The sequence below is a fragment of the Austwickia chelonae genome (assembly GCF_003391095.1).
Taxonomy (GTDB): domain Bacteria; phylum Actinomycetota; class Actinomycetes; order Actinomycetales; family Dermatophilaceae; genus Austwickia; species Austwickia chelonae_A.
On the sequence record NZ_CP031447.1, the window covers coordinates 1055464 to 1070182 of the forward strand.

Consider the following 14719-nt stretch of genomic DNA (forward strand, 5'->3'; position numbering starts at 1 on the left):
GCCTGTGCCAGGTCGGGTGAGACCTGGTGACTCCGCACAGGAGGCACAATGTTCTTCGTGCCTTTGAACTCCGAGATCCACCCGCCTGACGGGACGGTCCCCGACTGGGCTTCTTCCGGGCCCGCCGACCCGAAGGTCGTGCGGGCCCTCATCGCGTTCTCCCGCTCGGCGATGACCCGGCGCCGCTTCCTCGCCGGTGCTACCACAATGGTCGGTGCCGCTGCAGTCGGTGGTCTCGCAGGTTGTGCGCCGCCTGTCCCGCACTCGGCCGGCACGACCACCCGTACCCTGCCCCCCGATACCTCGGCTACCGACAAGATCGTCCGTTTCGCGAACTGGACCCAGTACATAGACCGGGCGCCCGGCGGTACTTCACCCACTATGGCCGCGTTCACTGCCCAGACCGGCATCAAAGTCGACTACGTCGAGGAGATCGACGACAACGACACCTACGTCAACACGATCTCCCCGCGGCTGCGGGCCGGTCAGGACGCAGGTCGCGATCTGGTCGTCTTCAGTGACTGGATGGTCAACCGACTCATTCGCAACGCACTGGTAGCGCCCTTGGACCTCATCCGTATCCCCAATGCGGTCAACCTCCTCGAAAAACTCAAGGACGTCAGCTTCGACCCAGGACGCCGTCACAGCCTCGTCTGGCAGTCCGGATTCGCGGGGATCGGCTATCACAAGGGCCGCATCGGACGACCCTTGAAATCAGTTGACGACCTGTGGTCCAAAGACCTCGCCGGAAAGGTCGTTCTGCTCTCCGAGATGCGTGACACCCTCGGCATGATCATGCTCGCTCAAGGAATCGACCCCGCAGGAGAATTCGCCCGGACCGATATCGAACGTGCCGCCGATGTGGTGCGCAAGGAGATCGCCGACGGCCAGGTGCGCCGGATCCGCGGCAATTCCTATCTCGAGGATCTCAAGAGCGGCAACGCTCTCGCCGGCATGGTCTGGAGCGGTGATATCGCCACCTTGCGCGAGGAGACCGGTAGTGAAGACTGGGAGTTCGTCCTTCCTGACTCCGGCGGCATGATCTGGAGCGACAATGCGGTCGTCCCGGTCACCTCGCCACACCGTAGGGCCGCTGCTCAGCTGCTGAACTACTACTACACGCCCGCAGTGGCGGCCCAGGTCGCTGCCGCCGTCGGCTATGTCTGTCCCGTCCAAGGAGCCCGGGCTGCTGCGGAGAAACTCGATCCCGAACTCGCCGCGAATCCGTTGGTCTTCCCCGAGCAGCCCTTCATCGAGGCCCACGCCCGGGAGTTCCGAGCGCTGACCCCTGCCGAAGACGCCGAATACAGCGCGCTATGGGCGAAAGTGGTGGGCAACTGATGTCGATCTCCTCATCCACCGGGAACGCCGGCGACCTCCATCTGGAACATCTGACCAAGACCTACGAACGGACCCTTGCCGTCGACGGCATCGACCTCGACGTGCGCGCCGGACGCTATGTTGCGCTCCTGGGACCTTCCGGTTGCGGGAAGACCACCACACTACGGATGATCGCCGGCTTTGAACGGCCTACCAGCGGACGGATTCTCCTGGGCGAGGACGACCTGACCCGATCGCGTCCCCACGAACGACCCATCAACACCGTCTTCCAGAGCTATGCGCTCTTCCCTCATCTCGACGTTCTGGGAAATGTGGCCTTCGGCCCACGCCGACGCAAGGTCAAGGACGCCGAGACGCGGGCACGTCAAGCACTGGATCTCGTGCAGCTCGGAGCATTGGCTCGCCGCCGACCCGCCGAACTCTCCGGTGGTGAACAACAACGCGTCGCCCTGGCCCGAGCACTGGTGAACGACCCTGCGGTGCTCTTGCTGGACGAACCCCTGGGCGCACTCGACCTGCGGCTGCGCCGTGCCATGCAGGACGGCCTGAAAGAACTGCAGCACCGGCTTGGAACCACCTTCCTGCACGTCACCCACGACCAGGAGGAAGCCTTGACGCTGGCCGACGAGGTCGCGGTGATGCGCGGAGGACGGATCGAACAGTACGGAAGCCCACAACAGGTCTACGAGCTGCCACAGACCGCTTTCGTGGCGACTTTCCTCGGGCGGGCATTGTTGGCTCCGGCACGCCGAGTGGGCGGCATCGGTACGGGAGCGGGGGAAGCTGTCGAATTTGCTGTCGGCTCGGCGGGGATCGTCCGCGTTCCTGCCGACCGGATCGCGACGGCAGCGTCTTCTGACTCGGACCTGCTCATCGGGATCCGTCCTGAGCGGGTACGTCTACGCCCCGGAGCACCCGTGGAACCTGTAGAGGAGAAGAACCAGACATTGCTCGCGACGGAGCGTCCCTCACCCTACGGGCTGGACCTCATCGGTCCAGGAACGGTCACCTCAGCGACCTTCACCGGGCCAGGCACCGCCTATCAGGTGGCCATCGACGGGTTGCCCGACTGGCAGGTTCTTGCTGCCAACGACGGCGTCACCCCTCGCTTTGCGCCAGGTGACATCGTGCATCTGGTTTTCGATGCAGGTCACGCCTTCGCCGTGTCGGCAGCGGAGTTCTCCTCGTGAGGGAGCTGAGGTCGCGGTGGTCAGGGTGGATGTTGCTCATGCCAGGTTTGTCGTGGCTGGGTGTCTTCTTCGTCTTTCCGCTCGTGCAGCTCGCTTCGGTGAGTCTGCAGTCGGCCTATCCCGGGCACCCCGGGTACTACTACCGAGACATCAACCTGGGTAACTATGTCGAGGCCTGGGGACAATTCGCCGGGCATCTGGGGCGTTCTGTGCTTTACGCCGGAGCAGCGACCGTCCTGGCCTTCCTGCTGGCCCTACCCATCGCCTACGTCCTGGCTTTTAGAGCAGGCCGTTGGCGCACCCTGCTCATGGTTCTGACTTTCGCGCCTTTCCTGGTGGCTTTCCTGCTCAGGACCCTGGCATGGCGGCAGGTCATGTCCGATGAGGCACCGGTGGCCAAAGCACTGGGGGCGCTCGGGCTGCTCCCGGATGGGCATCTCACCGAGACCTCGGTGGCCGTCGTCGCGGGATTGGCCTACAACTACCTACCTTTCATGATCGTTCCTCTCTTCGCTGCTCTCGAACGTCTCGACCCTCGACTCCTGGAAGCTGCACACGATCTGTACGGAGGTCATCTGTCGACCCTCGTCCGGGTCACCTTGCCCCTGGCCACGCCAGGTATCACTGCTGGCGTCCTGCTCACTTTCATCCCTGCGCTGGGTGACTACGTCAATGCAGAGCTTCTCGGTACCGAAAGCACCAAAATGGCCGGGAACGCGGTTGAATCGCAGATGCTCCGGGTCGTCGGTGGCTATCCGATCGCCGCAGCGACCTCCATGATCCTGCTCATCGGGGTCCTCGTCCTCATTACTGCCTACCTGAAGCGGTTCGGCACTCGGGAGCTGACATGAGGACCCTGAAGAAGGCCACCGGCTGGATCGGCGATCACGCAGTCTGGATCGCCGCTGGAAATGTGCTGGTCCTGCTGTGCATCCCCGTGGTCTACACCGCTGTCTTCTCCTTCAACGATTACCATCGCAGCAACCTCGTCTGGAATCCCGAAGGGTCACCGACACTGACTCACTGGGCCGACCCCTGCGGTGCCGCAGGCATCTGCGACGCCCTGGCCACGAGTCTGCGAGTCGGGTTGATCTCCACGACCATCGCTACCGTTCTGGGCACCCTGATGGCGATCGCTCTGGTTCGTACCAGACTGCGTGGACACGGCCCGTTGGAAGTCCTGCTCCTGTTGCCGATGGCCACCCCCGACGTCGTGCTGGGCGCCGGACTGCTGACCTTGTTCGTTCAGGGACTCTCCACCGTGGGGCTCCAACTCGGTGAGACTGCGATCATCGCTGCCCACGTCATGCTGGCGCTGTCCTTCGTGGTGGTGGCGGTCCGTTCCCAGCTGGAGAGCATGGACCCACGCCTGGTCGAAGCCGCCGCTGATCTCTACGCGGGAACCTTCGCGACCTTCCGCCACGTCACTCTTCCGCTGGCAGCCCCAGGAATTATCGGTGCAGCACTGCTGGCCTTTGCGATCAGCATGGACGACGTCGTCCTGGCCACTTTTGTCGGTGGTGACGCCATGACCTTCCCCCGCTACGTCTATGTCACCGCTCTACGGGGGATACCTGCCCAAGCCAATGTGATCGGTGTCGGGCTTGCTCTTCTGGGCTTGGCTGCGGCGTTGGCCTTCGCCGCAGTGGGCTGGCTACGCCGACAGCGCAGGAGGGTTGGTTGATCTCCGTCCCTTGACCGAGAACGACCAGCCAATTGCACCCGACGACCAGTCCATCTCTCGACGGTACCGGCTGGCTCAGGAACCGGAGGCAGCCCGTTTCGTCCTGGCCTCAGCGATCTTGGCCTCTCGCTCGGCATGCAATTTGGCCATCGGGTCCTGGTCGCTGCTGAGCTGCGCCGGACCGAAGAAGGTCATCGCCAGTTTCCTCAGCCGCCAGCCGATGCGGTAGCCGATGCTCAGTCCATCCCTGCTCATGCCCTGTCCTTCTGCTTCGAGGGGAGAGGCAGCCGACCTGGACGGTGCCTCGATATGTGGGGCAATACTCAGGTCCTTGATGACCGATGAACATCGGAAACATCTGTTCCCCAAGGCCTCACAAGGCTCACCGTACCCCGGTGGCAGGTGCACACAGGGCGCTCCGGAGGACCAATATGGGGTCATGACGGATGCTGCTCAGAACCTGGTTCCCCTGCCCCCCTGCCCGACCGAGCTCTACATCGCAGGGCGTTTCCGGCCTGGTTCAGGCCGAGCCACCATCGACGTCGACGATCCCGCCGACGGGCGGGTCCTGGCGCGGGTTGCCGATGCCACCGTCGAAGACGCGAGATCAGCACTGGACGCGGCCTGCGCGGCCCAATCCGAGTGGGCATACACCCCTGCCCGGGAACGCAGCGAACTTCTCCGCTCTGCCTATGAGCTCATCCATGAACGCGCAGATCTGCTGGCGACGCTGATGACCTTGGAGATGGGGAAGCCCCTGGCGGAGGCGCGCGGCGAGGTCACCTATGGGGCCGAATTCTTTCGCTGGTTCTCCGAGGAAGCCGTCCGGATCCGCGGAAGTTACACCACCGCACCCACCGGCGGATCCCGCCTGCTGACCATGAAGAAAGCTGTCGGGCCCACTCTCATGATCACCCCCTGGAACTTCCCCCTGGCCATGGGCACCCGCAAGATCGGCCCGGCACTCGCCGCAGGATGCACCTGTGTCGTCAAACCCGCATCGCAGACGCCGTTGACCATGCTGGCGCTGGCGCAGATCCTGCATGACGTCGGCGTCCCGGCCGGTGTGGTCAACGTCATCCCGAGCTCCTCGACCGCTCAGATCGTTCCGGAGCTGATGGCTGATCCGCGGTTGCGCAAGATCACCTTCACCGGATCGACCGAGATCGGACGGTGTCTGATCGAGCAGAGTGGGCAGAACGTGTTGCGTGTGTCCATGGAACTGGGGGGTAATGCGCCCTTGATCGTCTTCGAGGACGCCGATCTTGATCAGGCAGTCGAACAGACGCTGTTGGCGAAGATGCGTAACATCGGGGAAGCCTGCACTGCGGCCAACCGGCTCTACGTGCACCGGTCGGTGATCGACGACTTCGCGGACCGCTTGAGCCAGCGGATGTCTGCGCTGACAGTGGGCCCGGGGAGCGCTGAGGGCACCCAGGTCGGACCGCTCATCGACGCCGTCGCGCTGAACCGGGTCCACGGGCTCGTCCAAGATGCGCTCGCGCACGGTGCCCGAGTGCTCTGCGGGGGAGAGCCGCTGTCCGGGCCAGGACATTTCTACCCTCCGACAGTTCTCGTCGGAGTGCCTTCCGGCGCGAAGTTGTGTCGTGAGGAGATCTTCGGCCCAGTAGCTCCCCTGGTGCCCTTCGACACCGAGGAAGAGGCCGTCCGTTTGGCGAACGACTCCGACTACGGGCTGATGAGCTACGTCTTCACCACGAATCTCACGAGAGCTCTGCGCATGGGAGAAGCCTTGGAATATGGCATGGTCGGAGTGAACTCGGGCGTGGTCTCCAATCCTGCAGCGCCCTTCGGCGGGGTGAAACAGTCTGGGCTGGGGCGTGAAGGCGGGGCCGAAGGCATTGAAGAGTTCCTCGAGACGACTTATCTGGGGATCTCGTTGTGAGACATCTGGCCGGTTTCCGTCCAGGACACCAGCTGAACGACCTGTCGATGTGTCGGAGCCGGGTCGGGAGCTGCGTCCCCGATCGGTAGGGGAGAATTGCCCGGTGAGCACGCAGAACAGCATCCGGGACATCGTCATCCTGGGATCCACCGGTTCGATCGGTACTCAAGCCCTGGACGTGATCGGGCGCAACCCGGAGCGTTTCCGGGTCGTCGCGCTCAGTGCGGGCGGTAGCGACCTGGGCCTCTTGGCGCGACAAGCCGTAGCTTTCCGGGTACCGACGATCGGAACTGCTCGGGGTTCCTCTGAAGAATTGCGAGCTGCTGTCGAATCTGCAGCCCGCGCTCAAGGCGTCGAGTGCTATCGGCCGACCCTGATCGTCGGTGAAGCGGCGTCCACGGAGATCGCGGGACTGCCGAGCGATGTCGTCCTCAACGGGATCACCGGTTCGATCGGTTTGATGCCGACGTTGGCGGCGCTGCGTGCCGGCTCGATCCTGGCCTTGGCGAACAAGGAGTCTTTGATCGTGGGTGGGCCGATCGTGAAAGCCGCGGCGAAGCCCGGCCAGATCGTCCCGGTGGACTCCGAGCACTCTGCGATTGCTCAGTGTCTTCGTGGCGGCGCTGCCCAGGAGGTGCGACGTCTCGTCGTCACCGCTAGCGGCGGCCCTTTCCGTGGTCTGAACGGGGAACAACTCCGCGAGGTCACTCCTCGCCAAGCTCTGGCGCATCCGACCTGGGACATGGGCCGTGTCGTCACGACCAATTCAGCCACCCTGGTCAACAAAGGGCTCGAAGTCATCGAAGCACATCTGCTCTTCGACATCCCTTTCTCGGCGATCGACGTGGTCGTGCATCCGCAATCCGTGGTGCATTCCATGGTGGAGTTCACCGACGGGTCAACCTTGGCCCAGGCCAGCCCACCGTCGATGCTGATCCCGATCGCTCTGGGCCTGGGATGGCCGGACCGGGTGGTCGATGCAGGGCCGTCTTGCGACTGGACCAAAGCTCAGGAGTGGGAGTTCTTCCCCTTGGACGACGATGCCTTCCCCGCAGTGCGGCTGGCCCGCAGATGTGGTGAAGCCGGGGGAACCTTCCCCGCCGTCTACAACGCGGCCAATGAGGAATGCGTCGACGCCTTCCACGATGGTCACATACGGTTCACCGACATCGTCGACACCGTTGACCGAGTCGTCGAGGAGTGGGCGAGTCAACCGGAGAACATGCTGGTGAATGAGGCCAGAACGGTAGGCGGGAGTGAAAGCCCGACGCTTGACGTTGAGCAGGTGTTGTCGGCCGAGCGGTGGGCCCGGCACCGTGCCCACCAAGTGCTCGAGACGCGCTGACGGAAAGGTTTTCCCACGTGCTGATGTATCTGCTCGGTGTCGCACTGATCGCCCTCGGCATCGGTGTGTCCATCGCCCTGCACGAAATCGGGCATCTGGTGCCGGCGAAGCTCTCCGGCGTGAAATGTCCGCAGTACATGATTGGTTTTGGCCCGACTCTGTGGAGTCGGCAGATCGGTGAGACCCAGTACGGGATCAAGGCGATCCCGCTGGGCGGCTACGTCCGCATGATCGGGATGTTCCCACCGAAACCCGGGGATCCTGAAGGCACGCTCCGAGGCTCCAGCACCGGGCGCTGGTCGGCACTGGTCGAGGACGCACGCGCGCAGTCTGCCCAGGAGGTGAGCTCGGGCGACGAGGACCGGGTTTTCTACAAACTGCGCACCTCACGCAAACTCGCCGTCATGCTCGGCGGTCCTCTCATGAATCTGCTCATCGCCACTGTGCTCATGGGCGGGATCGTCACTCTCCACGGACAGCACGTCCCGATCGACGGTGCGCGGGTCAAAGGTGTGGTGGCTTGCGTCAAACCGGTCACGGAGAGCAAGGACCGGGGTACTTGCCAGGACAGCGACCGTAAGTCCCCTGCGGCGGCGGCCGGAATGCGGGCTGAGGATGTCATCGTCGAGATCAACGGTTCGCCGGTCCGATCCTCCTCTGATGTCAGCAAGCTGGTGCGTCCTCGCATCGACCAGCAGACGCCTGTCGTGGTGCAGCGGGGCGACCAGCGAGTGGCCTTGACCGTCACTCCGATTCGGAACTCCTTGCCCGAGTACGACGAGAAGGGCGAACCACGGCGGCAGGCTGACGGCTCCTTCCTCCTGACCGAGGCCGGATATATCGGAACGTCCACCGGGCAGAACACCCGATTGGAGCAGCAGTCGCCAGCAGTGGTTCCGGGTCTGGTCGCTCAGGGAGTGGTGCAGACCGGAGGCGTGATCCTGCGCCTGCCGGAGAAACTTGTCGGGATCTGGGATGCCGCTTTCGGCTCGGCTGAGCGTTCTAGTGACAGCCCCATGTCGGTCGTAGGGGTGGGCCGGGTCGCTGGCGATGTGGCGAGCAGCATGGAGTTCATGGGGGTTCGACTGGCCGGGATAGGGGACCTTCTGGTCATCCTGGCGATGTTGTTGGCCGGGCTGAACATTGCGCTCTTCGTGTTCAACCTGATCCCCTTGATGCCTTTGGACGGTGGACATGTCGTTGGTGCGCTCTGGGAAGGGCTTCGCCGTCAGATCGCTCGTCTGCGGGGAGCCCCGGACCCGGGCTATGTCGATGTGGCCAAGGGACTGCCCATTGCCTATGCCGTATCGATACTGCTCATCGGCATGTCGGTGCTGCTGATCTATGCGGATCTGGTCAAGCCGGTGAAACTCTGAGATGTCCCGTGGGCTGTTCGAGGGACGCAACCACTGTCTGCTGCCTGGAATACTGGACGCATGACCGTTGATCTGGGCTTTCCATCCTTGCCTGCGCCCACGCTGAACCCGCGTCGTCAATCCCGCAAGATCCGGGTCGGCTCGACGGCTGTCGGCGGTGATGCGCCGGTATCGGTGCAGTCGATGACCACCACGGTCACCGCGGACATCAATGCCACCCTGCAACAGATTGCCGAGCTGACGGCGTCGGGGTGCGACATCATCCGGGTGGCTTGCCCGAGCCAGGACGACGCAGCCGCTTTGCCTGCGATCGCGAAGAAGAGCCAGATCCCGGTCATCGCGGACATCCACTTCCAGCCGAAGTACGTCTTCGCTGCCATCGAGGCCGGCTGCGCAGCCGTTCGGGTGAACCCTGGAAACATCCGTCAGTTCGATGACAAAGTGAAAGAGATCGCCAAGGCAGCCAGCGACCATGGCACCTCGATCCGCATCGGGGTCAACGCGGGCAGCCTCGACAAGCGTCTCTACGCCAAATACGGCGGGCCCACTCCCGAAGCGCTCGTCGAATCAGCGGTCTGGGAGGCCGGTCTCTTCGAGGAACATGGCTTCCACGATTTCAAGATCTCGGTGAAGCACCACGACGTGGTGACGATGGTTCGCGCTTACGAACTCCTGGCCAGCAAGGGTGACTGGCCGCTCCACTTGGGAGTGACCGAGGCCGGTCCGGCATTCCAAGGAACGATCAAATCCTCCGTGGCCTTCGGCCATCTGTTGGCACAGGGGATCGGTGACACCATCCGGGTCTCTTTGTCCGCGCCACCTGTGGAAGAGGTCAAGGTCGGTAACCAGATCCTGCAGACTCTGGGCTTGAAGCCCCGGAAGCTGGAGATCGTTTCCTGCCCGAGCTGTGGACGCGCTCAGGTCGACGTCTACACCTTGGCCGAGCAGGTCACCGCAGGGTTGGAGGGGATGACTGTCCCTCTGCGGGTCGCAGTGATGGGCTGCGTCGTCAACGGGCCCGGCGAGGCACGTGAAGCTGACCTGGGGGTGGCCTCGGGTAATGGCAAGGGGCAGATCTTCGTCCGCGGTGAAGTCATCAAGACGGTGCCGGAGGCGGCGATCGTGGAGACGCTCATTGAACAGGCGATGATCATCGCCGAGGAGATGGGTGAGCCGATCGACGGCGGCGACGGCCCCGTGGTCACGGTCGCGGGGTGACCGCGTCGGCCCACGGCCGGGACGTTCGATGAGACCGTTCGCCGTTCGCAGTGTTCGCCCGGTCGGGGAATCCGACCGGGCGGCTGCGCTGGAGCTCTGTGGGCGTGATCCCTTAGCGAACTGCTATGTCGTGGCTCGTATGGGCGAAGTCAACCTGGACCGAGCCAGGGGCGCACTGCTGGGGCACTATCCGCGGGGGCGTTTGGAAGCCTTGTGCTGGGCTACTGCGAATGTCATCCCCGTCGAGTGCGGTCCGCAGGATGCGGCAGCCTTCGGGGAGCGGCTGAGACGGCATCAACATCGATACTCCTCGGTTTTCGGGCCGTCTGCACAGGTCTCTTTGTTGTGGGAAGGTCTCTCACACGCCTGGCAGGAACCCCTGGACATCAGGCCACGCCAGCCTTTGTTGGCAATCGGCCCCGAAGAGAGCTTGGGAGTGGCCTCGGACAGACGGGTTCGTCCGGCCAGGTTGGAGGAGCTGACCCAGGTCGTTCCTGCAGCTGTGGCCATGTTCACCGAGGAGATCGGTTATCCGCCTTATCAGGACCGAGCGGGGGAGGCCGCCTACCGGTATGCGGTCCAAGGCCTGGTGGTCCGGAAGCAGTGTTTCGTCCTCATCGAGGACGGCCGGGTGGTCTTCAAAGCCGATATCGGCTCGATCGGGTTGGGGGTGGCGCAGATCCAAGGGGTGTGGGTTGCTCCGGATCGGCGTGGCGAAGGCTTGGCCGCTCCTGCGATGGCCAGGGTTGTGCAACTGGCGAGAGCCGAAGCGCCGTGGGTCAGTCTCTATGTCAATGATTTCAACAGGGCGGCGCTGCGCGCTTACTCGAGGGTGGGCTTTCGTCAGGTAGGTGAGTTCGCCACCATCCTCTTCTGAACAGCGACTCAGGGGAAGCCGGCCTCTGGGCGCTTTGGCCCGCGGCGCTCGCCCCCGACGCAGCGGGCCGATGGTGGCAGCGGGATATCCTGACGGTCATCAGTCGAGCCCTGACCGGGTGCTCATGCACCGGACGGGCCGCACCATCAGCCGAGGAGAGATCGATGACCGTCCTGCGCATGTCCACCTTGTTCCTGCGGACCTTGCGCGAAGATCCGGCCGATGCCGAACTACCAGGCCATCGGCTTCTCGTCCGAGCAGGGTACATCCGCAGGGTCGCTCCAGGGGGATACACCTGGTTGCCCTTGGGGCTGCGAGTGCTGCGTAAGGTTGAAACGGTCGTCCGGGAGGAGATGGACGCCATGGGCGCCCAGGAGCTTCTCTTCCCGGCCTTGCTGCCCCGCGAACCCTATGAAGCGACGAACCGGTGGACCGAATACGGGGACAATCTCTTCCGGGTCAAGGATCGCAAGGGCGCAGACATGTTGCTCGGGCCCACCCACGAGGAGATGTTCACGCTTGCCGTGAAGGATCTGTACAGCTCGTACAAGGATCTTCCGCTCTCGCTCTACCAGATCCAGACCAAGTATCGTGACGAAGCACGCCCGCGGGCCGGACTGTTGCGCGGTCGGGAGTTCGTCATGAAGGACTCCTACAGCTTCGACATCGACGACGCAGGGCTGCAGAACAGCTACGACGCACATCGCGCCGCTTACATTCGCATCTTTGACAGGCTCGGTTTCGATTATGTGATCGTGCAGGCGATGTCGGGAGCGATGGGAGGATCGGCCAGCGAGGAATTCTTGGCCGTCGACCCCAATGGCGAAGACACTTTTGTCCGTTGTGAAGGCTCGGAGTATGCCGCGAATGTCGAAGCGGTCGTGATCCCTCAGGCGCAGGCGCTGCCTACTGAGGTCGTCGAGGCGACGCCGGACAGGGTACTGGCATACACCCCGGACTCTCCGACAATCGACGCTCTGGTGGCTCGGCTGAACGCAGACCACCCGCGCGCAGATGGACGGTCCTGGACGGCTGCGGACACACTCAAACATGTCGTGGTGATGCTCAAAGCAGGTGACGGGGCACGGACGCCTTTGGTCATCGGGCTTCCCGGTGATCGGCAGATCGACCCGAAACGTCTGGAGGCGCAGGTCGCTCCCTACGAACTCGACGATTTCACCGAGGCGGACTTCGCCTCCTACCCGTCGCTGGTCAAGGGTTACATCGGCACCGGCCCTCTCGGACCGAACTCAGGGCTCGCCGACGACGACCAGCAGCGCGTCCGGTACCTGCTCGATCCTTCGGTCGCCGAAGGGTCGTCCTGGGTCACCGGCGGCGACAAGGCGGATTACCACGCGATCAATGTGGTGCTCGGACGTGACTTCCAGGCTGACGGTGTCGTCCAGGCCGCGGAGGTTCGGGACGGGGACCCCAGCCCTGATGGTCAGGGTGTGCTGCGCACGGCTCGCGGCATCGAGATGGGACATATCTTCCAGCTCGGACGCAAGTACGCAGAGGCCTTGGGGCTGAAGGTCCTCGACGAGAACGGCAAGCTTGTCACAGTCACCATGGGCTCGTACGGGGTGGGGGTTTCTCGCGCAGTGGCTGCGGTCGCGGAGAGCAGCGTGGACGAGGCTGGTCTGTGCTGGCCGCGGGCGCTCGCGCCTGCTGATGTACATGTCGTCGCCACAGGTAAGGACGAAGCTGTCTTTTCCCGGGCTGCCGAGCTGGTGGCAGACCTGTCCCAGGCCGGCCTCGAGGTGGTCTTTGACGATCGCCGCAAAGTCAGCCCCGGGGTGAAGTTCAAGGACGCTGAGCTGATCGGTGTGCCCACCATTGTGGTGGTGGGTCGGGGTCTGGAGAAGGGAGTGGCAGAGATCAAGGACCGCAGGTCCGGGGAACGCCGTGAGGTCGGAGTGGATTCCTTGGTCGATGAAGTGTGTGCGGAGGTCCGAAGCGCCTGATCGTGACCGGGCCGGTCTGGTGAAGACCTGACCGACCCGGTTCGGCACCGCAGGGGGCGGGATTCGCTAGTGGGACCGGCGGATCCCACCCCTTGCGTGTGGCACGAGAAGGCGATGGGTTCGGTTCTGCTCCAGAACGGTCAGGCAGTTTTGCCCGGCTCTGTCGGTGGCCGATGGATATCCGCCTCGCCCAGCCCAGCAGCGCTGGTGCGGACCTCGTCGATGTTCTCCTGTTCACGTGGTCCACGTCCGACGTGGTTGAACAGCAGGTTCAACAAGATCGCGGTCAGACTTCCCAAGGTGATTCCGGACCCGAAGATGATCTGTGCCCATTCCGGAACAGCGGTCTTCACATTCGGCTGAGCTGTGGCCAGCATGGCCAGGCCGATGCTTGTGGCGACGATCACGATATTGCGGTCGCTGGTGAAATCGACGCGTGACAGGGTCTGGATACCCACCACCGCGACTGTGGCGAACATGGCCAATGCGGCGCCTCCGAGAACAGGCGCTGGGATCCCGGCCACGATCGCGCCAGCCTTGGGAAGCATCCCCAGGACGACCATGATCACTCCAGCGGAGGTGACAACCCAGCGGCTCTGGATCCGAGTCAACCGGACAAGACCGACGTTCTCGGCGAAGCAGGTGTAGGGGAAAGAGTTCAAGACCCCGCCGAGGAAAGTTGCAGCCCCGTCTGCGCGCAGCGCGCGGGCAATGTCCTCTGACTCGATCTTCTTGTCGACGATCTCACCGGTGGCGAAGACATCACCGGTGGTCTCCACCGCAGTGATCAACATGACGACGATCATGGAGATGATCGCGGCAGCGGAGAAGACCGGCCAGCCGAAGTAGAAGGGCGTAGTCACCCCGAACCAGGAGGATTGGCCGAGCGCATCGAAGCGGGCATCACCCAGGAGGTAGGCCACAGCGGTGCCGGTGACCAGGCCGATCAGGACAGCGATCGTCCCCAAGAAGCCTCTGAAGAAACGCTGTACGAGCACGATCAGCGCGAGAGTGCCGATCGCGTACCCCAGATCCTTCGCGGAGACATCGGCCGACGCTCCGACCCGGTTGGTGGCGTCGAGAGCAGCAACCGGGAGCAGCGCGATACCGATGATGAGGATGACCGACCCGGTGACCACAGGGGGGAAGAAGCGAATCAATTTGCTGAAGTACGGAGCGATGAAGAAGGTGAACAACCCGGCGACGATCACCGACCCGTAGATGGTGACCAAGCCTTGTTCGCCACCGCCGGCCGCGAGACCGATGGCGATCATCGGTGAGACGGCGGTGAAGGTGACACCTTGGACGAGCGGGAGACGTACCCCGACTTTCCAGAAACCGGCCGACTGGATGATGGAGGCTATGCCGCAGGTCAACAGGTCAGCGTTAATCAGGTGGATGAGCTGTTCCTGGTTCAGCCCGATCGCGCTCGCCAGCAGGATCGGGACGATGACAGCACCTGCGTAGAAAGCGAGTACGTGTTGAAGACCGTAGATCGCCAGTTTAGGGACGGGGAGAACCTCATCGACAGGATGGACCTTGGCGTTCTGATCAGAGTGGACGACATTGGTCATGATGCACCTCCAGATGTGCGCGGCACGGCCGATTCCGCCGAGTCAGCGTCTGGGGCGCGCTGGATTCCACAGGGGCTCCCTTGCCCGAACACGCGTGAAGACGGGAACGGACTGTCACCGACGTGGGCTCAACGACGAGCGCTCCCGTCTTGACAAGTGCTTGTGAGAACACTGTGCCTGAGGAGAGGGCTTTTACCCGGGAGCGCCGCGCCGAAGGATATCACCGATAAGTCCATAAGACCGG

Annotated in this window: 12 protein-coding genes; 10 read left to right on the forward strand and 2 right to left on the reverse strand. The window is 63.5% G+C overall.

What is annotated here, in order from left to right:
• The first annotated feature begins 48 nt into the window (after positions 1–48).
• From DX923_RS04660 to DX923_RS04675, 4 genes are read left to right on the forward strand one after another with little or no spacing between them, the layout of a single operon-like run.
• The gene (locus tag DX923_RS04660; RefSeq protein WP_116113042.1) at positions 49–1341 is read left to right on the forward strand and encodes a polyamine ABC transporter substrate-binding protein; all 1293 of its coding nucleotides are present in this window, start codon (positions 49–51) and stop codon (positions 1339–1341) included.
• Positions 1341–2531, forward strand: coding sequence for an ABC transporter ATP-binding protein (locus tag DX923_RS04665; RefSeq protein WP_116113044.1), 1191 nt, complete (start codon positions 1341–1343; stop codon positions 2529–2531). Before DX923_RS04660 ends, DX923_RS04665 begins: the two co-directional genes overlap by 1 nt.
• Before the next feature lie 38 nt (positions 2532–2569).
• Complete coding sequence (locus DX923_RS04670; protein WP_240322742.1) at positions 2570–3382, forward strand: ABC transporter permease; 813 nt, start codon at positions 2570–2572, stop codon at positions 3380–3382.
• A complete protein-coding gene (locus DX923_RS04675; protein WP_116113047.1) occupies positions 3379–4215 on the forward strand; it encodes an ABC transporter permease in 837 nt (278 codons plus the stop codon). The genes DX923_RS04670 and DX923_RS04675 overlap by 4 nt, the downstream gene beginning before the upstream one ends.
• A 75-nt stretch (positions 4216–4290) precedes the next feature.
• On the opposite strand, the gene DX923_RS04680 is transcribed toward DX923_RS04675, so the two are convergent.
• Positions 4291–4470: a hypothetical protein gene (locus DX923_RS04680; protein WP_162872778.1), complete on the reverse strand. Its 180-nt coding sequence runs from the start codon at positions 4468–4470 to the stop codon at positions 4291–4293.
• Positions 4471–4654: 184 nt separating this feature from the next.
• On the opposite strand from DX923_RS04680, the gene DX923_RS04685 reads away from it, so the two are divergent.
• The 6 genes from DX923_RS04685 (at position 4655) to DX923_RS04710 (ending at position 12901) form a co-directional block, all read left to right on the forward strand.
• Positions 4655–6121, forward strand: coding sequence for an NAD-dependent succinate-semialdehyde dehydrogenase (locus DX923_RS04685; protein ID WP_116113049.1), 1467 nt, complete (start codon positions 4655–4657; stop codon positions 6119–6121).
• A gap of 103 nt (positions 6122–6224) precedes the next feature.
• Positions 6225–7466: a 1-deoxy-D-xylulose-5-phosphate reductoisomerase gene (dxr, locus tag DX923_RS04690; protein WP_116113051.1), complete on the forward strand. Its 1242-nt coding sequence runs from the start codon at positions 6225–6227 to the stop codon at positions 7464–7466.
• Positions 7467–7489: 23 nt separating this feature from the next.
• Complete coding sequence (locus DX923_RS04695) at positions 7490–8842, forward strand: site-2 protease family protein (RefSeq protein ID WP_162873094.1); 1353 nt, start codon at positions 7490–7492, stop codon at positions 8840–8842.
• 60 nt (positions 8843–8902) lie between these two features.
• Positions 8903–10060, forward strand: coding sequence for a flavodoxin-dependent (E)-4-hydroxy-3-methylbut-2-enyl-diphosphate synthase (gene ispG, locus DX923_RS04700; protein ID WP_116113054.1), 1158 nt, complete (start codon positions 8903–8905; stop codon positions 10058–10060).
• Positions 10061–10088: 28 nt separating this feature from the next.
• Positions 10089–10937 (forward strand): DUF4081 domain-containing GNAT family N-acetyltransferase, encoded by an 849-nt coding sequence (locus DX923_RS04705; protein ID WP_116116161.1) that lies wholly within the window; start codon positions 10089–10091, stop codon positions 10935–10937.
• Positions 10938–11101: 164 nt separating this feature from the next.
• Entirely contained in the window at positions 11102–12901 is a 1800-nt protein-coding gene (locus DX923_RS04710; protein ID WP_116113056.1) for a proline--tRNA ligase, read from the forward strand.
• Positions 12902–13041: 140 nt separating this feature from the next.
• On the opposite strand, the gene DX923_RS04715 is transcribed toward DX923_RS04710, so the two are convergent.
• Positions 13042–14475: a nucleobase:cation symporter-2 family protein gene (locus DX923_RS04715; protein WP_116113058.1), complete on the reverse strand. Its 1434-nt coding sequence runs from the start codon at positions 14473–14475 to the stop codon at positions 13042–13044.
• Between the last annotated feature and the right edge of the window lie 244 nt (positions 14476–14719).

Excerpts from the sequence above, each read along its gene's own strand:
- DX923_RS04660 (WP_116113042.1), top strand. The coding sequence starts at position 49 with ATGTTCTTCGTGCCTTTGAACTCCGAGATCCACCCGCCTGACGGGACG.
- DX923_RS04665 (WP_116113044.1), top strand. The coding sequence starts at position 1,341 with ATGTCGATCTCCTCATCCACCGGGAACGCCGGCGACCTCCATCTGGAA.
- DX923_RS04670 (WP_240322742.1), top strand. The coding sequence starts at position 2,570 with ATGCCAGGTTTGTCGTGGCTGGGTGTCTTCTTCGTCTTTCCGCTCGTG.
- DX923_RS04675 (WP_116113047.1), top strand. The coding sequence starts at position 3,379 with ATGAGGACCCTGAAGAAGGCCACCGGCTGGATCGGCGATCACGCAGTC.
- DX923_RS04680 (WP_162872778.1), bottom strand. The coding sequence starts at position 4,470 with ATGAGCAGGGATGGACTGAGCATCGGCTACCGCATCGGCTGGCGGCTG.
- DX923_RS04685 (WP_116113049.1), top strand. The coding sequence starts at position 4,655 with ATGACGGATGCTGCTCAGAACCTGGTTCCCCTGCCCCCCTGCCCGACC.
- DX923_RS04695 (WP_162873094.1), top strand. The coding sequence starts at position 7,490 with ATGTATCTGCTCGGTGTCGCACTGATCGCCCTCGGCATCGGTGTGTCC.
- ispG (WP_116113054.1), top strand. The coding sequence starts at position 8,903 with ATGACCGTTGATCTGGGCTTTCCATCCTTGCCTGCGCCCACGCTGAAC.
- DX923_RS04705 (WP_116116161.1), top strand. The coding sequence starts at position 10,089 with ATGAGACCGTTCGCCGTTCGCAGTGTTCGCCCGGTCGGGGAATCCGAC.
- DX923_RS04710 (WP_116113056.1), top strand. The coding sequence starts at position 11,102 with ATGACCGTCCTGCGCATGTCCACCTTGTTCCTGCGGACCTTGCGCGAA.
- DX923_RS04715 (WP_116113058.1), bottom strand. The coding sequence starts at position 14,475 with ATGACCAATGTCGTCCACTCTGATCAGAACGCCAAGGTCCATCCTGTC.